This is a genomic window from Dyella sp. S184 (assembly GCF_009766065.1).
GTDB lineage: Bacteria > Pseudomonadota > Gammaproteobacteria > Xanthomonadales > Rhodanobacteraceae > Rhodanobacter.
Genome location: NZ_LMUE01000009.1, coordinates 601287 through 625016 on the forward strand (window position 1 = coordinate 601287; position 23730 = coordinate 625016).

The 23730-nt window shown below is 64.7% G+C and carries 14 protein-coding genes; 6 read left to right on the forward strand and 8 right to left on the reverse strand.

What is annotated here, in order from left to right:
* Positions 1-3: 3 nt before the first annotated feature.
* Positions 4-1971: an ATP-dependent DNA helicase gene (locus GSQ75_RS15015; RefSeq protein ID WP_158755651.1), complete on the reverse strand. Its 1968-nt coding sequence runs from the start codon at positions 1969-1971 to the stop codon at positions 4-6.
* A gap of 103 nt (positions 1972-2074) precedes the next feature.
* On the opposite strand from GSQ75_RS15015, the gene GSQ75_RS15020 reads away from it, so the two are divergent.
* Both GSQ75_RS15020 and GSQ75_RS15025 read left to right on the forward strand, forming a co-directional pair.
* Positions 2075-2464, forward strand: coding sequence for an MAPEG family protein (locus GSQ75_RS15020; RefSeq protein WP_158755652.1), 390 nt, complete (start codon positions 2075-2077; stop codon positions 2462-2464).
* Between the two features lie 32 nt (positions 2465-2496).
* Complete coding sequence (locus tag GSQ75_RS15025; RefSeq protein WP_158755653.1) at positions 2497-2904, forward strand: hypothetical protein; 408 nt, start codon at positions 2497-2499, stop codon at positions 2902-2904.
* Between the two features lie 38 nt (positions 2905-2942).
* On the opposite strand, the gene GSQ75_RS15030 is transcribed toward GSQ75_RS15025, so the two are convergent.
* The 5 genes from GSQ75_RS15030 to GSQ75_RS15050 form a co-directional block, all read right to left on the reverse strand.
* A complete protein-coding gene (locus GSQ75_RS15030) occupies positions 2943-3467 on the reverse strand; it encodes a tetratricopeptide repeat protein (protein WP_158755654.1) in 525 nt (174 codons plus the stop codon).
* A gap of 2 nt (positions 3468-3469) precedes the next feature.
* Positions 3470-5815, reverse strand: a complete 2346-nt coding sequence (gene mrcB / locus GSQ75_RS15035; RefSeq protein WP_158755655.1) for a penicillin-binding protein 1B — start codon at positions 5813-5815, stop codon at positions 3470-3472.
* A 111-nt stretch (positions 5816-5926) separates the two neighbouring features.
* Positions 5927-6766 (reverse strand): NAD(P)H-binding protein, encoded by an 840-nt coding sequence (locus GSQ75_RS15040; RefSeq protein WP_158755656.1) that lies wholly within the window; start codon positions 6764-6766, stop codon positions 5927-5929.
* A gap of 7 nt (positions 6767-6773) precedes the next feature.
* Positions 6774-8477 carry a hypothetical protein gene (locus tag GSQ75_RS15045; protein ID WP_158755657.1) on the reverse strand — a complete coding sequence of 568 codons (1704 nt, stop codon included), beginning with the start codon at positions 8475-8477 and terminating at the stop codon, positions 6774-6776.
* 156 nt (positions 8478-8633) lie between these two features.
* On the reverse strand, positions 8634-10760 hold the full coding sequence (locus GSQ75_RS15050; protein ID WP_158755658.1) for a bifunctional (p)ppGpp synthetase/guanosine-3',5'-bis(diphosphate) 3'-pyrophosphohydrolase: 2127 nt from the start codon (positions 10758-10760) through the stop codon (positions 8634-8636).
* Positions 10761-10920: 160 nt separating this feature from the next.
* On the opposite strand from GSQ75_RS15050, the gene GSQ75_RS15055 reads away from it, so the two are divergent.
* Positions 10921-11400, forward strand: a complete 480-nt coding sequence (locus tag GSQ75_RS15055) for a hypothetical protein (protein WP_158755659.1) — start codon at positions 10921-10923, stop codon at positions 11398-11400.
* Positions 11401-11409: 9 nt separating this feature from the next.
* Here the strand turns inward: GSQ75_RS15055 and hrpA are convergent, their stop codons facing one another.
* Positions 11410-15540 carry an ATP-dependent RNA helicase HrpA gene (gene hrpA, locus GSQ75_RS15060; protein ID WP_158755660.1) on the reverse strand — a complete coding sequence of 1377 codons (4131 nt, stop codon included), beginning with the start codon at positions 15538-15540 and terminating at the stop codon, positions 11410-11412.
* 141 nt (positions 15541-15681) lie between these two features.
* On the opposite strand from hrpA, the gene GSQ75_RS15065 reads away from it, so the two are divergent.
* Positions 15682-16149 carry a Dps family protein gene (locus GSQ75_RS15065; protein WP_158755661.1) on the forward strand — a complete coding sequence of 156 codons (468 nt, stop codon included), beginning with the start codon at positions 15682-15684 and terminating at the stop codon, positions 16147-16149.
* Positions 16150-16247: 98 nt separating this feature from the next.
* Here GSQ75_RS15065 and GSQ75_RS15070 read toward each other — a convergent pair whose 3' ends face one another.
* Complete coding sequence (locus GSQ75_RS15070) at positions 16248-18911, reverse strand: pitrilysin family protein (RefSeq protein ID WP_158755662.1); 2664 nt, start codon at positions 18909-18911, stop codon at positions 16248-16250.
* Between the two features lie 271 nt (positions 18912-19182).
* On the opposite strand from GSQ75_RS15070, the gene GSQ75_RS15075 reads away from it, so the two are divergent.
* Together GSQ75_RS15075 and GSQ75_RS15080 are read left to right on the forward strand one after the other, a co-directional pair.
* Positions 19183-21810: a glycosyltransferase family 2 protein gene (locus tag GSQ75_RS15075; protein ID WP_158755663.1), complete on the forward strand. Its 2628-nt coding sequence runs from the start codon at positions 19183-19185 to the stop codon at positions 21808-21810.
* Positions 21811-21953: 143 nt separating this feature from the next.
* Positions 21954-23723, forward strand: coding sequence for an autotransporter assembly complex family protein (locus GSQ75_RS15080; protein WP_158755664.1), 1770 nt, complete (start codon positions 21954-21956; stop codon positions 23721-23723).
* Positions 23724-23730: the final 7 nt, after the last annotated feature.

Consider the following 23730-nt stretch of genomic DNA (forward strand, 5'->3'; position numbering starts at 1 on the left):
CCGCTACTGCCCTGCGACCTGCTCGGTCGCAGCGACGGACGCATCATCGAAGAATGCCCGCACATCTGCCAGTTCGCGCGTGCGCGGCATCGGCGGCAGGCTGGCCAGGAACAGCTTGCCATAGCCCTTGGTGGTCAGCCGCGGATCGCACAGTACCAGCACACCGCGATCATGCACGTCGCGGATCAGTCGGCCGGCGCCCTGCTTCAGTGCGATTACCGCGCTGGGCACCTGCCAGCCCATGAATGGGTTGATGCCGGATTCTTCCAGTGCCTCCAGCCGCGCCATCAGCACCGGATCATCGGGTGCGGCGAACGGCAGCTTGTCGATCACCACCACGCTCAGCGCCTCGCCGACCACGTCGACGCCTTCCCAGAAACTCGCCGCACCCAGCAATACGCCATGGCCGCTGGCACGGAACTCCTCCAGCAGTCGCGGCCGCGGTGCGGTGCCCTGCACGAACAGCGGCCACGGCACCTTGTCCTGCAGCAGTTCGGCCGCCCGACGCAGCGCACGATGCGAGGTGAACAGCAGGAACGCGCGACCGTTCGAGGCGTGCAGCACCGGCAACACCGCCTCGATCACCTGCTCGGTGTAATCGCGTGCGTTCGGATCGGACAGGCCGGACGGCAGATAGCACAGCGCCTGTCGCGCATAGTCGAACGGACTTTCCAGACTCAGCGTCTGTGGATCGTCCAGCCCGAGTTGGCGCGCGAAATGATCGAAGTTGCCGGCCACCGACAGCGTGGCCGAGGTGTGGATCCACGCTGCATGGGTGCGCTCGCGCAGACCGCGCATCGGCACCGCCAGATCCAGCGGCGTGGCATACAGCGCGAAGCCACGTGGAAACGTCTCGTACCAGCGCACATCACGATCACCGTGTGACTCGACGATGCGATCCAGCCGTCCGGTGAATAACTCGGCCCGTTCGTGCAGGTTGGCGAAGCCGCGCGAACGCTCGGCCTGCGAGGCGAGCAGTTCGGCCAGCGTGGCGAGCAGTTCACGCAGGTCATGCAGCGACTCGCGCACACCGGTGCGGTCTTCCAGTTGCTGGAACGCGCCGCGCGACGGCAACGCATCCATCGCCAGCCGCAGCTTGCGCAATGCATCCTGCAGCGCTTCGACCGGCTCCAGCAGCAGCCCGATCGCGCCGGTGATGCCGTTGCATTCGGTCAGCGCGTCCTGCGCCAGCTCGGTCAGCTGGCGCGCACTGATGCTTTGCGAGAAGAACTGCCCGGCCAGTTCGGGAATCTGGTGCGCCTCATCCAGGATGAAGGCTGCCGCGCCCGGCAGGATTTCGCCGAAGCCTTCCTGCTTCAGCGCCAGATCGGCAAACAACAGATGGTGATTGACCACCACCACGTCTGCCTCCATGGCCTCGCGGCGCGCCTTCGCCACATGGCAGTCGTCGAAGAACGGACACTCCGCGCCGAGGCAGTTTTCCGGAGTAGAGGTAACACGCGGCCACAGCGGTGATTCTTCCGGTACCTCGGCCAGCTCCATCCGGTCGCCGCGGCGCGTGCGCGCCGACCACGCCCGGATCGTCGCCAGCTGCGCCGCCTGCGCGCGCTCGTAGGTGGCGCCCTCACGCACGGTCTGGTCGAGCCGGTACAGGCACAGGTAATTCGCGCGCCCTTTCAGCAGCGCCGTCTTCAGCCGCGCGCCCAGCACCGAACGCACTTTCGGCAGATCGCGAAAATACAGTTGGTCCTGCAGCGTCTTGGTGCCGGTGGAAATGATCACCCGCTCGCCCGACAACAGCGCCGGCACCAGATAGGCGAACGTCTTGCCGGTGCCGGTGCCGGCTTCAGCAATCAGCGTGTCGCGCCCGGTGATCGCGTGTTGCACCGCGCGCGCCATCGCCTGCTGCGCCAGGCGCGGCGCGAAGTTCGGCAGCTCACGCGCGAACGGGCCATCCGCACCAAGCAGGGCGCCAGTGTCGTCGGATCCAGTGTCATCAAGATCAGTCATCCATCAAGTATGGCCGAGTGGGCCAGCGCGGCAAACCAGGCTGCCCACTGGCACGGGCAATCGCAAAGGTTCACCATGCCAACACCACCACGGGGAACACATCATGACGACCGAACTGACCATGCTGGTATGGAGTGCTGTGCTTGGACTGGTGCAGATTGCGCTTGCCGCAACCTGTTCGACCAATCAACGCGGACTGGGCTGGGCCGCCGGTGCACGCGATGGCATCGCGCCACCGCTGACCGGCGTCACCGCCCGACTGGATCGTGCCCGCGCCAATTTCCTGGAGACCTTTCCGTTCTTCGTCGCCGTCGTACTGATCGCCCACCTGCTGCAACTTCACAGCGGCATGACCGTGCTCGGTGCGCAACTCTATTTCTGGGCACGCCTGGCTTATGTGCCGGTCTATGCCGCGGGCATCCCTTATTTGCGCACCCTGATCTGGGCAGGAAGCATCGTCGGCATCGTGTTGCTGTTGACAGTACTGTTCTGACAACCTGCTTCGTGCATCGGCTACCAGAAAACATGGGGCTGCCATTGAGCGAATACTGCAGGCCCTGGAAGCTGCTGACGCTCGCGGGTGGCATCGCCTTGCTGGTGGCAGGCGCGTTCTACTATCGGGCGCCCGACTGGGACATTCCGATCAGCCTGATCATGGCCACCCTCACCTACGTGACCGCACCATGGTCACTGCGGGTCATTCTCGAACGCCGCTGGAAGCTCTGGCCCGCGATGCTGTTCGTCACCTGGTTCAGTGTCGATGGTTGTTACTGGCTCTATTGGCATTATAGGAGCCCCGTCGCGCTCCATCTGATGCGCGACGCCAATTTGCCAGCCTCACTTTCTCTGTATGGCTTGTGTGGAGTCCTATGGCTGTATCGCGGCAACCTGCGTGAACTCAGCGCAGGGCTGCGTCAGCACATCGACAAATAGCGAACGAATAATGGCCGCTGATTGCAGGCATCCACAACTCAATACCGCGGCACGCCCGCCTTGTGACAATGCGGTACCCACTTGCGTGCGGTGTCGGCACCGGCCTCGTCACCGGCCTGCAGGCGCATCTCCACGATGGTCTGCCAGTTGCGTGCGCACAACGGGCCGAGCTTGGGACCGAGTGACCATGACTGGTGGGCGAACCTTTCGGCACCGGCAAAATCCTTCAGGCGTATCGCGATCTCGGCGCGGTCCTGCAGCAGGTCGGGTGAGTCCGGGCTGAGCTTGAGTGCCTGGTCGAGCTTGACTGCCGCGTCTGCGTAGCGGCCGGCCTGCTCATCGTTCTTTGCCGCGTCCTGCAATGCGCTGACACCGGGATCGCGCAGCGGGTTGACGTCGATGACGGATTTTTCGCGATCACCGGCGGCATGGATCGCACCAATCATGTCTTGATCCGGCACGACGGTCGGTTTGACCGGCGCCTGCGTCTGACTGCAACCGGCGAGCAAGCTGACGGCCAGCAGGATGGGAAATACGAATAATTGCTTCGAGGAATGCAGCATAGTCAATTCCGGATGGGTGTGTCGGTTGCGGCAGGCGCAACGCTGGCGGCAGACGCTGGATGCTCGCCGCCACCGAACAGGCTCTGCACACCTTGCCAGAAACAGCCTTCGGTATCACTGGACAGTGTGCCGGCAATCACCGGCACCTGCAGCGCACCTTCGCACTGCGACTCGGTACGCTTGCCGTCGGCCGGGTTGATCCAGGCCATTTCCAGTCCCGCAGCCGGCGCGGCGGATAGCGGCTGGGTCGGCAACTTGGCGAACAGTTCGCGCCAGGCGCGCAGCGCGCCAGTAGCGCCGAACAGGCCGGTCGACTTGTTGTCGTCGCGACCCATCCAGAACACCGCCAGATGCTCGCCGGTGAAGCCGGCAAACCAGCTATCGCGGGTGTCGTTGCTGGTGCCGGTCTTGCCAGCGGCATGCAGCCACGCCAGCCCGGAACTGCCGATCGCGCTGGCGGTGCCGCGCAGCGCCACCTGCTGCATCGCCCAAGTGGTCAGGTGCACCGCGTCCTGGTATTCGCCGTTGCCACCCTGCACCTGATAGCGCTTGATGGTGCGACCGTTGCCGTCGACAACACCGCTCACCGCCAGCGGCGGCAAGGCGTGGCCGTCAGCCGCCAGGTATTGATACAACTGCGCCACTTGCAGCGGCGCCAGATCGATCGCACCAATCAGCAGCGAGGGACCGGGATTGACGTTGGTGAGGCCGAACGATTCGAGGAATGACTTGATCCGCGGCAAGCCCACGGCCAGGCCCAGGCGAATGCTGGCGATATTCCACGAATGCGCCAGCGCATCGACCATCGGTACCTGGCCGTGGCTCTGGTTGTCGTCATTCTGCGGCGTCCACGCGCTGCCGTCGGGTTGGCGCATGCTGAGCGGACTGTCATCGAGCAGGCTGGCCAGATTCCAGCGCTGCGGTTCGGTCAGCGCCACCAGGTAGACGAACGGCTTTATCGTCGAACCGACCGGACGGCGCGCATCGAGCGCGCGATTGAAACCCTGGTCGCCCGGAATCTTGCTACCGACCACGGCCAGCACGCTGCCGGTCTGCGCATTGGTCACGACCGCTGCCGCCTGCAGCATGTCGGCACGCTTGCCGAGGCTTTTCATGGCGCTGGTGATCGCCTGCTCGGTGTACAGCTGGGCGGCCGGATCGAGCGTGGTGAATACCGACAGGTTGCCCTGACTCAGGGTCTCATCGTCGAAATCGGCGGTGATCTGCGTGCGCACCAGTTGCATGAACGCCGGGAAGCGGTTATGCGGCAGCTGGCCGTTGTTGACAACGTCCAGTGGCGTGGCTTGCGCAGCATTGGTCTGCGCGGCGGTGAGCAGGCCGGTATTGGCGAATTCCTGCAGTACCAGGTTGCGCCGGGTCAGCGCACGGTCCGGTGCACGGCGTGGATCGTAATAGCTCGGCCCCTTCACCATGCCGACCAGCAGCGCGATCTCCTGCGGACGCAAGTCCTCCAGCCGGCGCCCGAAGTAGAACTCCGACGCTGCAGCAAACCCATGCACCGCCTGGTCGCCCTGCTGACCGAGGAAGACGTCGTTGACGTAGGCCTCGAGAATGCGTCCCTTGCTGTAGTGCGCCTCCAACAGCATCGACATCAGCGCTTCATTGATCTTGCGCGTGAAATTCTGGTCGCGGCTCAGGAACAGGTTGCGCACCAACTGCTGGGTCAGCGTGGAACCACCCTGCACGGTATGCCCCGCACGCATGTTGGCGAACGCGGCGCGCAGAATCGCGCTGAAATCGATGCCGATGTGATGCTTGAAGTCACGGTCCTCGACTGCCTGCAGGCCACTCAGCAACAGCGGCGGCACATCAGCCAGATGCACGAACCGACGTTCTTCCTGGCTGGCGCCATACAGCGTGGCGATGCGCGCCGGATCCAGATGCGCCAGCGCGATGTTCTTGTCGCCAGCGGTGTCCTGCACCTGCTGCACGGTGCCGTTGCCCAGCGTCACGCGAATGCGTTTGGGCAACTCGCCGCCATCGGGGCCGGCGTAGCCACGCGAGACGATGGTGTAGCGCGTGCCCTGCTTCACCCAGCTGCCGGCCACCTCGCCATGACCGTCGTTGCTGTAGCCGGCAAAGGTCAGCTCCAGCTCCAGCGCAGCCGGTGTCATCGGCATGCCGGCGGCCAGTGGCAGCGGGCGCGCGTAGACGCGGGTGGGCACCGCGAATACCAGATCGTTGAAACGATCCTGCACGCGCTTGTTCAGCACCAGCGTGTACGGCAGCACGAAGCCAAGCAACAGGCCCATGCCGATCCAGAACGGGATGCGCACCCATGGCCAGCAACGGCGCGCGAACAAACCTAGACGGGTCAGGAAATCCAACGTGGGTGAATCCGGCAGCAAAGTGTTTCGATCATAGGGCCTGCACCCCGGCGGGCAAATGAACGCCGCGGCCGGTTTCGGGGCAGAACGCGGGCAATGTGGCGGGTGTCGCTATGGCGACGGCATCCACATCGTGGACTCGGGCCGGAACGGACGAGGGTTGATGCCGAGCAATCGTTGCAGTTCCCCGTTGTCCGCAATCAGGTCGGCATCCAGCCGGTTCAGCGGGCCTCGCAACGGCGGCAGTGCACGCTGGCCCAGCCGCAACAGCCATGCCGGCAGCGGTAGCGGGACGGTAGGTCGCGACAGGCTGCGACGTACCCGCGCAAACATTTCCGCGGCCGGCAGACGCTCGCCGCCACCGATCGGCAGGATTCGCCCTGCCGCCGTCGGACACTCCAGCGCGGCCAGCACCGCCTGCGCAATATCGTCCGCATGCACCGGCTGGCGCAGACCATGGCCGGCCGGCAGCGGGAACAGCCGCAGGCGCATCGCCCGACGCGCAATCGGGGTCAGGCTCTTGTCCAGCCCGGCTCCATAGATCAAGGTCGGCCGCAGCACTGTCCAGGCGCAGCCGTGGCGGGCGCAGGCTGCGGCCAATGCGGCCTCGCCGTCACGCAACTGGCGTGCGATCTCGCGCTCGGCCGGCACGCTGGAATCACGCTTGGTCTCGGCACTCATCGAACTGGTGGCGATCACCCGTGGTGCGTCGCGCAGCGGGGCCTGCGCCAACCATGCGGCCAGTGCCCACAGCGGCCCGAAGCTGATGATTGCCGACAACGGCGGCAGCTCCGGCACGGCATCGGGCAGCGCGCCCTGCAGCCAGTCCACGCCGGTCTGCAGCGGTCGTGGGTGGCGACTGAGCGCCAGCACATGCTCGCCACTGGCTTGCAGCCGTGGCAGCAGGAAGTGACCGATCTGACTGCTGCCGCCAAGAACCAGTACCGTCATTCCGCGCTCACTGGCTGGCCTGCAGGCGTGCGCTCAGGTCCAGCACGCGCGGGTGAGTCGGTGCCAGCTTGCGGGCCCGCTCAAGCGACTGCGAGGCGCCCACGCGATCGCCGCTCGACAACTGCTGCTCGGCCTGATCGAGCCATGCCGATGCCAGCCGGTTGCTGAGCGCCACCTGCGAGGCATCGCCCGGCGCCAGATCGGCGAGGTTGGCCAGCATGTCGTTGGCCGGCCCCAGCTTGCCGCTGGCGAGATCCTGGTTGAATTGCTGCTCGACCTGGCCAGGCAGCGCCTGCAATCCCTGCTGGGCGGCCGCATTGTTGCCGTCGATCGCCAGCGCGCTGCGATACAGGTCATATGCGCTGTCGCCGGGCGGCATCATGATGTCGCCATTGCTGGTGGCGATCTGCGCGCGCTGCACCAGCGTTGCCACCGCCGCGGCCTGTTCGGGCGATAGCGATGCTGCTGCGGGAGCGACTCCATCATCGGATGGAGTCGCCGTGGCAACTGCTGGTGCCTGTACGGCACTGGTCAGGCGCGCACGCGCTGCCGCGAGGTCAGCCGACTTCGGCGCCAGCGCTGCAGCCTGATCGAGCAGCTGGCCGGCCTGCGCCGTGTCACCGGCGTCGATCGCCGCACTCGCCTGTACGGTCAGCGCCTCCGCCACATCACCGAGGCCAGCTTTGGCCTGTGCATTGTCCGGATCCAGCGCAAGCGCAGCCTTGTAGTGGGCCAGCGCGGTATCGTCGCCGGAGCCGCCGATGCGGCCTGCGCGCAGCGCATCCTGACCCTGCCTGAGTGCGGCATCCAGTGCGCTGCTGTCCTGCTGTTGCACCTGCGCCTGCTGTGCGCGCAATGCCGGTAATGCGCCATTGTTCGGTTGCAGCGCAGCGAGTTGTTCGACAATGGTGCTCGCTTTTGCGCTGTCGTTCGCATCGAATGCCTTGCGCGCCTGCGCGGCCAGCGCGTCGCCCACCTGATCCAGTCCGTGTGATGCCACCGCGTTACTGGGATCAGCCTGCAACATTTGTTTGTACAGCGCGCCGGCACCCTGCGGTCCCTCCAACTGGCCAGCCGCCAGGGCCTGCTGGGCACGGCCGACCAGATCCACGGTCTGCACCTGTGCAGTGCGCGCACTGCTGATCGCGTGATCGAGCCGGTCGATGTCGCTGCCGCCGCCGAGCAGTTCACGGGCTACGCCGGCCTGCTGTGCCGCCTGGTCAAGCTTGCCTGCCTGCAGCGCCGCATCGGCCTGTGACAGTTCGGCCTGACCCACCTGGTGCAGGCCATCACGGGCACCGTCGTTGTCCGGCTCCAGTGCCAGCGCGGCCTGGAACAGCTCGCGTGCACTGGTGCCGTCCTGGCCATCCAGATGGCCAGCCTGCAACGCCTGCTGCGCCTGCCCCAGCACGTTGTTGAAATCGGTACGCGGCAACATGCCGCGCAGGCGATTCTGGCTAAACCACAACCCGGCGACCAACGCGATGACCAGCACCAGCAACAATGGAACCAACCAACCACGTCGACCGCCCCGGCGTGGCGGCGGTGTCGTCCGCGTGCGCCCATGGCGCGGCTCGACCGTCACCTGCGGCAGGCCATCATTTAATGGTAATGGCGCGCGCGGCGGCGCATCCAGGTGATCGAGATCACCCAGGGTGGGTTCGGTGCGACCGTGTGAATCCGCGTCGTGCTGGTCTCGGCGTCCGCTCATGATCCATGTCTGTGAAAGCAACGGATGCAGCTTAACATCGGGCCGTCGGCGCACTTCGCGTCGCTGGAGCGGGCGTTCAGCTTGCGCTGCAGGCGCCTGCGCGCTGGCCTGACGGCATAGCTGTCCAGATTGAGACTCGTGAAGGTGTCGAGTAGTTCAGCCGACGCCGATACGTCGCGCATCGACCACGTTCGGCAATGCCAGCAACCTGCCGAACAAGGTCGACAGCTGGTCGAAATCGCGCACTCGCAGGGTGAAGCGCATCTCCACCTCGCCGGTGTTCGCCATCAGCCGGCTGGACGAGGCAATGATGTGGGTACCGGCGTTGCTGATCACGCCCGTGACATCCTTCTGCAGGCCCTTGCGGTCATAGCCACGCAGCTCGATGTCGACCTCGTAGGCCTGGCTCGCGGAGCGCCCCCAGCTGACCTCGATCACCCGATCCGGGTCACGCCGCGCCAAGCGCGCCAGACTGCCGCAATCGGCACGATGCACCGACACGCCACGCCCCCGGGTGATGAAGCCACGCACCCGATCGCCCGGCAACGGCTGGCAGCAGCGCGCCAGCGTAGTCAACAGGTTGCCAATGCCCTCGATGCTGAGTGCGCCGTGCTCGGGCGCGCTCGCGCGTGCGCCGACCGGCGCAACCGACGGCGCTGGCTCCGCCGGCTGCGCCGCCTCCTGCAGCACGCGGGCGATCTGGCCCGACGTGATCTCGCCCAGCGCCAGCGCGATCAGCAATTCGTCATGGTTCTTCAGGTGGAAGTATGCCGGCAGTTTCGCCACGTCCGCGGTCGACAGCGCCAGGCGCTTCAGTTCGCGCTCGAACATGCCGCGGCCGACCGCGAGATTGGTGTCCTGGGCGATTCGGTGAAACCACGCGCGCACCTTGTCCTTCGCTCGCGCCGTGTGCAGATAACCGTGATGCGGCGATAACCAGTCCCGGCTGGGATCGGCCACCTTGGTGGTGAGGATTTCCACACGGTCGCCGCTCTGCGGCTGGAACGTCAGCGGCACGATGCGGCCGTTGACCTTGGCGCCGCGGCAGCGATGACCGACCTGGGTGTGCACCAGATAGGCGAAGTCCAGCACCGTGGCCCCGCGCGCCAGATCGAATACCTCGCCCTTGGGCGTCAACAGGTAGACACGGTCTTCCAGCAGCTCGGTGTGCAGGTCGGCGGCCAACGCGCTGTCATCCTCGCCGCGCGGCTCCAGCAGCTTGCGCATCCAGGCGATCTTCGCCTCGAACTCCGCATCGGCGCTGCCGCCTTCCTTGTAACGCCAGTGCGCAGCCACGCCCAGCTCGTTCGCACGATGCATCTCGTGGGTGCGGATCTGCACCTCGAGCGTGCGTCCGGCGGGGCCCAGCACGGCGGTATGCAGCGACTGGTAGCCGTTGCCCTTGGGTCGTGCGATGTAGTCGTCGAATTCGTCCGGAAGATGCGGCCAGCGTGCGTGCACCACGCCCAGCGCGGCGTAGCAGTCGGTCACGTTGTCGACCAGCACGCGCACTGCGCGGATGTCGTACAGGTCGGAAAAATCCAGCGCCTTGCGCTGCATCTTCTTCCAGATCGAATAGATGTGCTTGGGCCGCCCGGCCAACTCGGCAGGGATGCCGGCCGCATCCAGCGCCTCCTTCAATTCCGCCAGCGAATCGCGGATGAAGCCTTCGCGATCGGCACGGCGTTCGTCCAGCAGCTTCGCGATGCGCTGGTAGGTTTCCGGTTGCAGAAAGCGGAAAGCCAGATCCTCAAGCTCCCACTTCAGCTGCCAGATACCGAGCCGGTTCGCCAGCGGCGCATGGATGTCGCGGGTCAGCCGCGCCAGCGCCGCGCTCTGTTCCGGCGGCAGCGCTGCTACCGCGCGCATCCGCGCCAGCTGGCGCGCCAGCAACACGAACACCACGCGCAGATCGCGCACGATCGCCAGCAACAGCCGCCGCAAACCTTCCGCAGCGCCATCAGGCGAACGTTGCGCATGCAGCGCCCACACCTGTTCGGCCGCCTGCTGTCCGCCGACCAACCGCTGCAGTTCTGCCGGCAGGGTCGGAGCTTTCGCTGCCCACAGCACTGGATCGACCCGCGCCAGCTCGAACCACAGCGCCGCGGCCTGGGTCTGTGCATCGCAACCGAGCATGCCGAGCAGGTCCAGCACGTCGCAGCACTCGGCTTCGGGCACCGGCTGCGCTACGCACGCCTGCAGCGCCTCGGCCAGTAGCGGCGAGGGGATGCCGGCACGATCGTGCCATTGCAGCAAGCTGGAGGATTTGACGGCACGGGCCATGAGACTAGGTGTCCGGTATAGGTCTCTATGGTAGCCGCAGCCATGCACCGGCAGCCGTTGCACGGACGAACCGGCCGCGATGCTTGGCTTGGAGACGGTTTACCGCGCAGAATCGCCCATCATTCCGTTCCACCGCCCATCGTGCCCAGAGGATTCACCCATGCCGATCCGCCCACGTCACCTGATCCTGTCCTTGCTGCTGGCGCTGCCGTTGTGCTCCCTGTCCTTGCATGCCCAACAGGCCAATGGCCTGCAGCAACGCATGAGTGACGCCGAGTTCAAGGCTGCCGGACTGGACAAGCTGTCGCCACAGGAACTGGCCAACCTCGACAGCTGGCTGAGTACACACGGCAAGGTCACCACCAAGCTGGTCGATACCAATGGCAAGCCCGTGTTCTATGCCGACAAAAGCGAACGCGTCAAATTCAACGCGCATATCGTGGGGCACTTCAGCGGTTGGCATGGCCAGGACGAGTTCACCCTGGACAATGGCCAGGTGTGGAAACAGGTCAGCTCCGACGCGCCTTCCTGCATGAGCGCAGACCATCCGCTCGTCAAGCTCAAGCCGTCACTGATGGGCAGCTGGCTGATGTACGTGGATGGTTGCAACGGCGACGCGCACGTCGAACGGGTGCATTGACCGCGTAGTTCAGGCCAGCGCAGCCAGCGCCTTCGCCAGCCGCTTGGCCGATACCGGCTCGGCGGTCTTCAGCTCCTGTGCGAACAGCGACACACGCCACTCCTCGATCAACCAGCGCAGCTCGGCCAAATCTGCCGCGCTGGTACCGGCGGCACGATGCTGCAGATATGCTCGCCAGTACGGCATGACCTGCAGCATGCGCTGCTGGTCTTTTGCCGGATCCTGGCGCAGCCGCTCGCCACGCAAACGCATCGCCTTCAGGTAACGCGGGTAGTGCACCAGTCGCGCCGGCGACAGTTCGCGCAGGAACCCCGGTGTGAGCAACGCATCGAACTGCTCGCGCAGGTCGTCGTAACTGGCACGGGCGAAACCCAGCAGCGGCGGCTGCAGCCATGGCTTCAGTTCGGCCTGCGCCTCGATGATCGGCTCGGCCAGCTTCAAGCGCTCGACACCGGCAGCAAACAACTCGCGTGAACATTGCGAACGCAGTGCCTCGAACGTCCCGGCGGTACGCACATCCAGTTCATGCCGGTCGAGCAGATCGCTGAAGCCGCCTTCGAGCAGGTCCTCGCGCAATCCCTCAACGCCACCGAGCGGCCGCTCCTGCGCACCCTGCGCCCGCGGCACTCGGCCATCCATGGCCAGCGGTGCATATTTCAGTGCCAACGCATTGCCGATCGGCAAGCGTCGCCGCGCCTGCTTCGCGTCGCCGGCCAGCGCATTGCGCAGCAGGCGCACGACGCCTTGTCGGTGCGCCGCGCGCGCTTCGTCGGCACGCTCGAATACGCGCAGTGCCACCGCCTCGCCCAGATCGACCAGCGCAGGGAACGCCGTCAGGCCACCATCCGACCGCACCTGCGCGGGAATTTCCTCGAAGTCCCAGCTGGCGACGTCTTCGCGAGTCAGTTCGATATCGGTCTTGCGCGAGAATGCCTCGCGCGCCTGACCCTCCCACTGCCCGCGCAGCGCAGCGAGATCACGGCCGCTGGTCAGCGTTTTTCCGTTCTCTTCGTGCAGGCGATAGCGCATGCGGAAATGCGCTGGCAGCTCGACACCGGCAAATTCCGCCGCCGCAATGTCAACACCGGTGGCACGCTTGAGGAATGTCGCCAGCGCTTTCGCCAGCGGCTCGTCGCGCGGCGGCTCGGCCTCGATGAAGGCACGCGCGAAATCCGGCGCCGGCACGAAGTTGCGCCGCAGCGCTTTCGGCAGACCACGAATCAGCTCTGCCACCTTCTCGCCAAGTAGCCCGGGCACCAGCCATTCGCAGCGGGCGGCCGGCAACGCGTTCAACATCGCCAGCGGCAGATGCAAGGTCACACCGTCGGCCTCGTCGCCGGGCACGAAGCGGTATTCCAGCCGGTAGCGTTGGGGCCGCTCTTGCGCATCCTGCGCCCGCGGCACTCGTCCATCCATGGCCAGCGGTAACAACTCCAGCGTTGACGGAAACGCCTTCGCATCCAGCCCGGCGCCGCCCACCATCACGTCATCCAGCGACCAGCGCAAAGCCGCCTGCTCAGCCGGGCGTGCCTTGCGATACCACGCGTCCAGTGCGCGGCTGCTGGCGATCTCTTCGGGTACCTTGCCTTCGAAGAACGCGACCAGTTCATTCTCGTGGCGGATCAGTCCTTCGCGACGCTGCTTCGCCTCGATGCCCTGCGCCTCTTCAAGCACGCGCTGGTTGGCCCGCACGAAATCTACGCGACTGTCGATGTCGCCACGGGTCAACGCCTCGCGCAGGAAGATCGCGTGTGCCAGCGCCGGATCCTGCTGCTGGAACGTCACCGGACGCTTCTCCACCAGCACCAGCCCGAACAGGCTCAATTGCTCATAGGCCACCACGCAGCCACGCTTCTTCGACCAATGCGCCTCGCGGCAACTCATGCGCAACAGATGCGCGGCCTGCTGCTCGATCCACAGCGGCTCCACGCGCGCATTCATCATGCCCCACACGCGGCCACCGACATCAAGGATCTGCGCGGAGAAAATCCAGTTCGGTGGGACCTTGGACAACGCCGAGCCGGGAAACACGTGGAACTTGCGCTCACGCGTGCTCTGGTAGATGCCCCTCTCGTCCTTGCGGCCGACCTGGGTCGGCAGGCCGGCGAGCAGGCTGCGGTGCACCGCTTCGTACAAACGATTCGCATCGTCCTCGCTCCTCGCCGCCTTGGGAGGCGCCGACTCATGCGCGGGATAGATACGCGAAGAGCCATTCCGTTTCGAAGCAGGATGTCCCTTCGGCTCCACCCTCTTTTCCATGACTTGCGGCGCAGGGCTCGATCCATCCAGCTTCCAGCCCAACTCCTGCACCACCAGCAACAACTGCCGATGCAGTTCGCGCCATTCGCGCATGCGCATGAAGCTGAGGAAATGTCGCGAACACCAGTCGCGCAGCTTCGACTGGGTCAGCTCTTCGTGCGCGTCGTGGTACACACGCCACAGGTTCAGCACGCCGACGAAGTCGGACTTCGGATCAGCGAACGCAGCATGTGCAGCGTCGGCTTGCTGGCGTGCGTCGGACGGACGCTCGCGCGGATCCTGGATGCTGAGGAACGACACGATCGTCAGCAGCTCGCGCAACGAATGCAGCTTCTCGCCTTCCACCAGCATGCGTGCCAGCTGCACGTCGATCGGCAACCGCGCCAGCGTGCGGCCGATCGAGGTGAGCTTGCGCGCATCGTCGATCGCAGAAATTTCCGCCAATCGTCGATAACCGTCCGCTACCACGCGCGGATCGGGCGCCTCGAGGAACGGGAACTCGTCCACCTCGCCCAGCTGCAACGCCAGCATGCGCAGGATCACGTTCGCCAGCGACGAACGCAACAGCTCCGGATCGGTGAACGCGACACGGCTGGCGTAATCAGCCTCGTCGTACAGTCGATAGCAGATGCCGGGACCCACGCGGCCACAGCGACCCTTGCGCTGGTCCGCAGCCGCCTGCGACACGGGCTCCACATGCAGCCGCTCAAGCTGGCTGCGCTGGCTGTAACGCTTCACCCGCGCCGTGCCGGTGTCGATCACGTAGCGGATGCGCGGCACGGTGAGCGAGGTCTCGGCGACATTGGTCGCCAGCACCACGCGACGCTTGATGCCCGGCTTGAACACACGATCCTGATCACCGGCGGACAGCCGCGCGTACAGCGGCGTGATCTCGGTTTCACGGTACTGCCGGCGTGACAACAGCAGATGTGCGTCGCGGATTTCACGCTCGCCAGGCAGAAAGATCAGCACATCGCCACGCGGATCGTCATGGCTGATTTCATCCAGCACCGCGGCGATATGTTCTGCGCTGCCTTGCTGCATGTCCTTGTTGCGGCCCTGTCGCGCCGCGACTTCGTCCAGCGAGCGCCAGCGCAGCTCGACCGGATACGCACGCCCTTCCACCTCGACCACCGGTGCGCCATCGAAATGTTCGGAGAAGCGCGCCGTGTCGATCGTCGCCGAGGTGACGATGATCTTCAGCTCCGGCCGCTTCAGCGCCAGCTGTTTCAGGTAGCCGAGCAGGAAGTCGATGTTGAGGCTGCGCTCGTGCGCCTCGTCGATGATGATGGTGTCATAGGCGGACAGCCACGGATCGCCCTGCGTCTCGGCCAGCAGGATGCCGTCGGTCATAAACTTGATCAGGCTGCGCTCGGACACCTGATCGTTGAAGCGCACCTGGAAACCGACGAGGTCGCCGAGCGGAGTATCCAGCTCCTCGGCGACGCGGCGCGCCACTGACCGTGCAGCCAGCCGGCGCGGCTGGGTGCAGCCGATCATGCCGGCTTCGCCGCGACCGGCGGCCAGACACAACTTCGGCAGCTGGGTGGTCTTGCCCGAACCGGTTTCGCCGGCGATCACCACCACCTGGTGTTCGCGGATCAGCTTGATGATGTCCTCGCCGCGCGCACTGATCGGCAGCGACTCTTCCAGCCGGATAACCGGTTTGGCCGCAGCGCGCGCGCGGCGTCTGGCGGCAGAACGTTCGATATCCGCGACCAGCGCTGCCAGCTTCTTCTCGTCCGGCCGGCGCGACAACGTGCGCCAGCGACCCAGCAGGCGGCCGAAATCACGGCTGGAGACCGTATCCAGTTGTTTGCGCAAATTACGCAAACCGGGATCGGCGGCGGAGTCGGGAGCGGGCATGCGGATATCGTTCATCGGGCCGCACATGATAGCCGCTGGCGACTCACTCACTTGATAGCCTGAAACTATCAACGGCATCGGAAGGATTCATTTCCAGGCCACCGATCGAACCGCTACTGTCTGTACAACGCATTCGCAAACCGGAAGGAGCAGCACATGGCCATTTCCATCGGTATCGCCAGGAAGGACCGCGAAGGGGTCGCCAGGCATCTATCCAAGCTGCTGGCCGACACGTATTCGCTGTACCTGAAGACGCACAGCTTCCACTGGAACGTCACCGGCCCGCAGTTCAACAGCCTGCACACCATGTTCGAGACCCAGTACAACGAACTGTGGCTGGCCGCCGACGAAGTCGCCGAACGCATCCGCACACTCGACGTGTTCGCGCCGGGCTCCTACAGCCAGTTCGGCAAACTCACTTCGATCAAGGAGGAGGCCGGCGCGCCGGAGTGGAAGGAGATGGTGAACCAGCTGGTCGAGGGTCACGAGATCGCCGCCCACACCGCCCGCGGCACCATCAAGACCGCAGATGCAGCGGGCGATGAGGGGACGGCCGATATGGTCACCGGACGACTGAAAGCACACGAAAAGACGGCCTGGATGCTGCGCTCGTTGCTGAAGTAAAAACGGATCGATCAAACAACATAGAAACGGCGCTGCTTCAAAAGCAGCGCCGCTTTTTCACAGGCAATGCCTGACGACTAGGCACCGCAGAAAGACTCTCACCCCTTCGGTGCCGGTCCCTTCACCGCCGTGACGAACGCGTCTGGTCGGACGTGCTTGGCATAAGCCTGCTGCACTTCCGGCGCGGTGAGCTTGAGGTAGTGCTGGCCGGCAATGGTCATCGCATCGAGCGGCTTGTCCTCGATCGACAGCATGAGCAGCTGGTTGCCGATCGCGCCGAAGCTGGATTCACCCAGCGGGATCTGCCGCAGCAGGATGCCCTTGGCGCGCTTGAGGTCGCTGTCGGACACCGGTGCCTGCTGCATCAGCTTCAGGTCCTGCACCACGATGGCGCTGGCGGCGGCGACCTTGTCCGGGTCGGAGCCGAACGACACCGTATAGGTGCTGCGGTACCGGTCCAGGTCGAACTTGGTGCCGACGTTGTAGACCAGCCCACGAGTATCGCGCAGGTCGTGGTACAGCCGCGACGCGTAGAAGCCGCCACCGAGCACCTGGTCGCCCAGGTTCAGGGCATACCGAGTCGGGTCGTTGCGGGTCACGTCGATGGTCTGTGCCATCTGCACACTGTCCTGGCTGGCGCTGGTATCGGGCACGTTGAACTGGCCGGGCTTGTTCGGCGGCACTGCGACGTAGTCCACATCCGGCTTCGCACCTTGCGCCTTCCACGCGCCGAACGCCTGCTCCACCAGCTGCTTCGCCTGCGCCGGATCGACCTTGCCAACGATGACGATGGTGGTCATGTCCGGCCGGAACGTCTGCGCGTAATAGCTCTTCACCTTGGCCAGGGTCAGCCCGGTCACGCTTTGCGGGGTGGGATGGCGCAACTGCAGATCATTCGCCGGCAGCAAGGCCTTGGCCAGACCCAGCTCGGTGAGGAAGTCCGGCGACTGCAACTGGCCCGCCACCATGCCGGCCATCTGGTTCTGCACCACCGCGAAGGCCTGTGCCGGCAGCGCCGGGTGCAGCTCGTTGTCGGCCAGCAGCGCGATGCCATCGGCGAAATGCGCGGAAGGTACTGACAGCGAGAAGCTGGTGCCGGCCGATTCCTTCGCGCTGATCGCATCCAGCGCCTGCTGCAACTGAAGCCGGTTCATGCTGGCAGTGCCGAACGGGAACAGGCCATCGAGCACGTCGGCCACGCCCTCTTCATCCTTGCCCGCCTGCAGATCCTGGTTGGTCTTGATCCGGCCGAACAACTCCACCGTGTCGCTAATCGACTCCGGCTGCACGATCAGCCGGATGCCGTTGGACAGCGTGTATGACACCGGCTTGAGGGTGGATTGCGGTACTTCAAGTTTGGCGAACGCCTGCGCGGCCCAGTCCGGCAGCGTCACCGGCTTGTCGGGACTGGAGGCGAAGTTTTCGGCACCGCCGAAGCCCTTGCCTTCCACCGGCTTGCCGGAACTTTCCGGGGTGAGGATGGCGGTCACCGCATGCGCCGGATCGAACGTGGCCCTGGCCAGCGCATTCACCGCTTCGGGCGTCACCGCCTCGAGTGCCTGCTTCATCGCGTCAGGTGAATCCAGCCCCTGGAATGCCAGCGCCTGCGACCATGCGTTGGCCAGGCCCTCGACCGAATTCTTCTTGAACTCCAGCCCGGCAATCGCCTTGCGCTTGGCCGCCTCGACCAAGGCCGGATCGATGCCCTTGGTCGCTGCTTCGGCGAGAATGGACCGCATCTTTGCCAGCACCGGCTGCGGGTTACCGCCGCGCGGGAAGATACCTATCGCCACGGCCCCGCCCGCCCGCGGCATCCACTCCCCGGAGAAACCGCCATACAGTGCGGAGCCATCCATGCCCATTCCGAACAGCGCTGCCCGCTGCGAGCCCATCGCTTCGCTCAGTACCAGTGCCGTGGCGTAATCCTTGTCCTGCATGCCGGGCATGCGGTAGCCGATATAGACCGACCCATAGGGGCTGTCGGTAGGCAGTTTCACGGTCTTCGCCTGCACCGGCCTGAAATCGAACGTCGGCCGCGCCGGCAGCTGCTTGCGTGGAATGTCACCGAACTGCGCCTGTACCTTGGCCAAGGTCGCTGCCGGGTCGACATCACCGGTGATCACCAGGATCGCGTTGTTCGGCGTGTACCAGCTGTCGTGGAAGGTGCGCAGCATCGCCGCGCTGGTCTTGTTGAACGACTCGCGCGTTCCCAGCGGCGTGTGCGCGTACGGCGTGCCGTCGAACAACTGCGCCAGCAGCTGGGTGTAGAACTTGAAATCGGGGCTGGACAGGTCGCGCGAGACTTCCTGCTCGATCGCCCCACGCTCCTTCGCCCACTCGGCATCGGCGATATCCAGGCCGCGCATGCGCAGTGCCTCGGTATGCAACGCCACGTCCAGGTCCTGCGAGGGCGCCACGAAGTAGTACTGGGTCACGCCCTGGGTGGTGTCGGCGTTGAAGCTGCCGCCCATGTTTGCAGAGATCGCCGCCAACTGGTCCTTGCTCAGCCCTGGGCTGCCGCGGAACATCATGTGCTCCAGCGCATGTGCGCTGCCGGGGAAACCGTCCGGCACTTCGTCCGAACCCACCAGATAATTCATCTCGGTGGTCACCACCGGCGCCAGTGCATCGCGCACGATCACCACGCGCAAGCCGTTGTCGAGGGTGGCGCGGGTGACATCGGCGTCACTGGTCTTCGCGGCCGCATTGCCGATCAGGGCCAGTGCCAGCGCAGCGGCCAGATATTTCACATGGTTTTTCACAAGATTTCCTCGGAATGTTTACAGCAAAGGCTTCAAGCCAAGTCCGCCACTAGTTCACTGGTAGACGACGAACAGGCCTTGGACACCGTTGCCTAGGTGACCGTTTCACGGTGGGAAGATGGGTGCGGATAGGCGTCAACGTTACCGCAAACCGCGCCACTCCTGACCTTGCACTGACCACCGCCGACGATGTTTGTTGAGCCTGCAGCCCTGCATTGGTTAAGCTCGTCAGTCTTCATCGCCTGTTGCTCAGGCTTCCCCGGGAACTTTTTTGAGCGCCACTGCAGTAAACCACGACAGCCGATATCCCCTGCTCACAGCCCTGGTGCTTGCACTGGTCGTGGCCGCGATGAATATCGGGCTGTGGTGGTGGGGCAACCTGCCGCACGGCCCGCAGGACTGGCACGGCAAGATCGGCGGCTTCGCGTTCTCCGCTTTCCAGCGCTACCAGGATCCGATCAAGCACGATTTCCCGAGCGACGACCAGATCGACAGCGACCTCAAGCTGATCGCCCAGTACTCCGACCGCATCCGCACCTACTCGATGCAGGTCAATCCTCAGACTTACCGGCTGGCCGAGAAGGATGGCCTGGAAGTGATGGCCGGCGCCGAGATCAGCCGGCGCATGGAGAACAACGAGAAGGAGATCGACACGCTGATTGCGATGGCGCGTCGCTATCCCAACACGATCAAGCGGGTGATCGTGGGCAACGAGGTGCTGTTCCGCAACGACCTCACACCCGAACAGATGATGGTCTACCTCGATCGCGTGCGCGCCGCCTTGCACCAGCCGGTGTCGATCGCCGAGCCGGAATACATCTGGCTGAAGTACCCCGAGCTGGCCGACCATGTGGACTTCATCACCATCCACATCTTCCCGTTCTGGAATGGCATACCGGTCGTAGCCAATACCCTCGACCCCGCACAACGCAATGCTGCATTGAACGCGGCATTGGGCTCCTACCACGTGATCCAGCAACGCTTCCCGAACAAGCACATCGTGGTCGGCGAGATCGGCTGGCCGTCCAATGGCGATCGCCACGAGCACGCCGACCCGTCCGTCTCCAACGAAGCGATCTTCATTCGCGAATGGCTGCTGGCGGCGAAGCAGCTCAACATCGACTACTACCTGATGGAAGCGTTCGACCAGCCATGGAAGGAACAGCTTTCAGGTCGCACCGAGGCCTACTGGGGCATCTTCAACGCCGATCGTCAGCCGAAATTCCCGTTCACCGGCCCGGTCACCGAGGACACCGGCTGGCCGTGGAAGGCGATCGCAGCGAGTCTGCTGGCGTTGCTGCCGATGATCTTCTTCGCACGCCGCTTCAGCCGCTTCAAGCTGATGGGGCGGCTGTTCTTCTGCATGCTGATCCAGCTGGCTTGCGGCCTGATCACCTGGTCGGCCACGCTGCCGTTCAACTTCTACCTGAGCTGGATCGACTGGACCATGCTGGTGCTGTTGTTCCCGGCGCAGATCGCGATCCTGGCCATCCTGCTGATCAACGGCTTCGAGTTCACCGAGGTGCTGTGGCGGCGCGAATGGATGCGCCACGCCGGCATGCTGCGGCCGGATCCACCGGAAAAGCAGCCGTTCGTGTCGATCCACCTGGCCTGCTACAACGAGCCACCGGAGATGGTGATTGTCACGCTCGATTCGCTGGCCGCGCTCGATTACGCGAATTTCGAAGTGCTGGTGATCGACAACAACACCAAGGATCCGGCAGTGTGGAAGCCGGTGCAGGAATACTGCGAGAAGCTCGGCAAGCACTTCCGCTTCTTCCATCTGGAGCCGTGGCCCGGCTACAAGGCCGGTGCGCTGAACTTCGGCCTGAAGGAAACCGACCCGCGCGCCGACGTGGTGGCAGTGATCGATGCCGATTACGAGGTGCGCTCGGACTGGCTGGCCACCCTCACCGGTCATTTCCACGATCCGAAGGTAGCCGTGGTGCAGTGCCCGCAGGCGCATCGCGAGTTCGAGCACAATACCTTCCGCCGCATGACCGCGTGGGAATACGACGGCTTCTTCCGTATCGGCATGCATCATCGCAACGAGCGCAACGCGATCATCCAGCATGGCACCATGACGATGGTCCGCCGCACCGCGCTGGAGGGCACCGGCGGCTGGTCCGAGTGGACCATCTGCGAGGACGCCGAGCTGGGCCTGCGCCTGATGCACTCCGGCTATGACCTGGTCTACGTCGACGAGTTGATGGGCAAGGGCCTGACCCCGGCCGACTTCAAGGCCTACAAGAGCCAGCGCTATCGCTGGGCTTTCGGCGCGATGCAGATCCTCAAGGGTCGCTGGAGCTGGATGACCCAGCGCGGTCCGCTCAGCGCGGGCCAGCGCTTCCACTTCCTCACCGGCTGGTTCAGCTGGTTCGCCGACGCGCTGCATCTGATCTTCACCCTGATGGCGCTGTTCTGGACCGCCGGCATGATCGCGCTGCCGCAGTACTTCAGCCTGCCGATGCAGCTGTTCCTGATACCGGTGATCGGCTTCTTCTTCGCCAAGGCGATCTTCGGCATCGTGCTGTACCGCGCCCGTGTACCGTGCAGCTGGTACGACACGCTGATGGCCTCGCTGGCCAGCATGGGGCTGTCGCATGCGATCGCCCGCGGCATCCTGCACGGACTGACCCGCGAGAAGACTTCGTTCGTGGTCACCGCCAAGAGCCGTCGTCTCGGTGGCAGCAATTTCGCCGCCTTCGCACCGGTGCGTGAGGAAGGTTTGATGGCAATCGCGCTGGTGCTGTGCATCGTCGGCATGGCGCTCGGCTATGGCACGCGCTATATCGAAGGCACCCTGTGGATGTTCATCCTCGCCGCGCAGTCGATCCCATACGTCTCGGCGATTACCGGGGCCTGGATCGCGCACAAGGCAGGCGACAAGGCCGGCTGATGCGACCTCGGTCGCATCAGCAATTCGAGCACGGCGCTTTGGCTCCGATACCGAAGTAACGAGCAGTATTCATACCCAGCCAACAACGACTTGGGTAAGCTGCAATTACCTGCGAACACGCTCTCAAGGACGGAACCCGCCGCATGCGCCGAACCCGCCGACGCCTGATCCTGCTGGCGTTGCCACTGCTGCTGTTGACGTCGCTGGCGCATGCCGGCGTGCAACTGGTGGTGGACGGGGTCGACGATCCGCTGAAAAGCGCGGTGGTCGCAGGTGCCGAACTGTCGCAATACGCCACGCGTGATGTCAGCGACGCGCAAGTACGTCGACTGTATGCACGCGCTCCCGAGCAGGTGAAATCCTCGCTCGAGCCGTACGGCTATTACGACGCCACCGTCACCGGTGAACTGCAACAGGTCGGCAAGGACTGGCGGGTCACCCTGCACCTGAAACCGGGCGAGCCAGTGATGGTCACCGCGGTCGACATACAACTGGACAACGTCGCCGCCAAGATTGCCCCGATCCGCCGTGCGGAACGCGCGATCGACCGGCTGAAGGACAAGCCGTTGAACCACGGCACCTACGACGCCGCACGCGACGCCCTGAGCGCGCAGCTGACCGCCAACGGTTTCCTCGATGCCCGGTTGGTCACCCACCGGGTCGAGGTGAGCCGCGCCAGCCGCAGCGCCACGGTCAAGCTGGCCTGGCAGGCGGGCCAGCGCTACCGCTACGGCCAGGTGCATTTCGAGGGATCGCAGTTCAATGACGGCTTCCTCGATCGCTACGTGCCGTTCAAATCCGGTGACTATTTTTCGCAGGACCAGCTGCTGGAACTGCAGCAGGCATTGAACGGTGCCGATTATTTCGCGGTAGTCAACGTGGTACCGGAAGTGGACGAAGCCAGGAACGGCGTGGTCGATGTCTGCGTGCAGCTGGCGCCGGCCAAGCGCACGATCTATACCGGCGGCCCGTTCATCGGTACCGATACCGGCCTCGGCGTGCGTGGCGGCATCGAGCGACGCTGGGTGAACCGGCGCGGACACAAGTGGAAGAACGAGCTGGTGCTGGCGCAACGCTTGAAGACAGTTTCCACGCTGTATTCGATCCCGCTGCCCGGCGAAAACCAGCGCAGCCTCAACTTCGGTGCGAATTACCGCGATGCGAATACCGAGACCTCGCAGTCGCGCACGCTCGAATTGGTCGGCAACGAGACGGAGCTGTGGCACGGCTGGACCCGTACGCTCGGCCTACATGCGCTGGATGGCACCTTCACCGTGGGCAAGATCGGCGACGAACCGGACGATACACCTGGCATCGAACATGGCCGCAGCACCGAGGTGTTCGCCGAGGCCTCGTTGTCGCGCAAGCAGGCCGACAATCCCACCTTCGTACGCAACGGCTGGTCGCTCAATGTCACTGCCCGCAGCACTGCCGGCAGCCTGCTGTCGACTGCCAGCTTCAGCCAGCTGATGGTCGATGCGAAATGGATCCGCACCTTCGCTGGCAACAACCGACTGATCCTGCGCGGTAGTGCCGGTGCGACCTGGACCAATGATTTCACTGCCTTGCCACCACAGCTGCGTTTCTTCGCAGGTGGCGACCGCTCGGTGCGCGGCTATAGCTTCGAGTCGATCGGACCGCTCAACAGCGATGGCCGCGTGATCGGCGGCAAGAACCTGCTGGTAGGCAGTGCCGAGGTCGAACATTACTTCACCCGCAACTGGGGTATCGCCAGCTTCGTCGATGCCGGCAATGCGTTCGATGGTACCAACTACCACCCAAAGGTCGGCACGGGCCTCGGCCTGCGCTGGCGTTCGCCGGTGGGCCTGATCCGTATCGACCTCGGCACGCCCGTCAACGATCCGCAGCGCCGCGGTGTAGAGCTGCACGTGGTGATCGGGCCGGATCTGTGAGGTACAT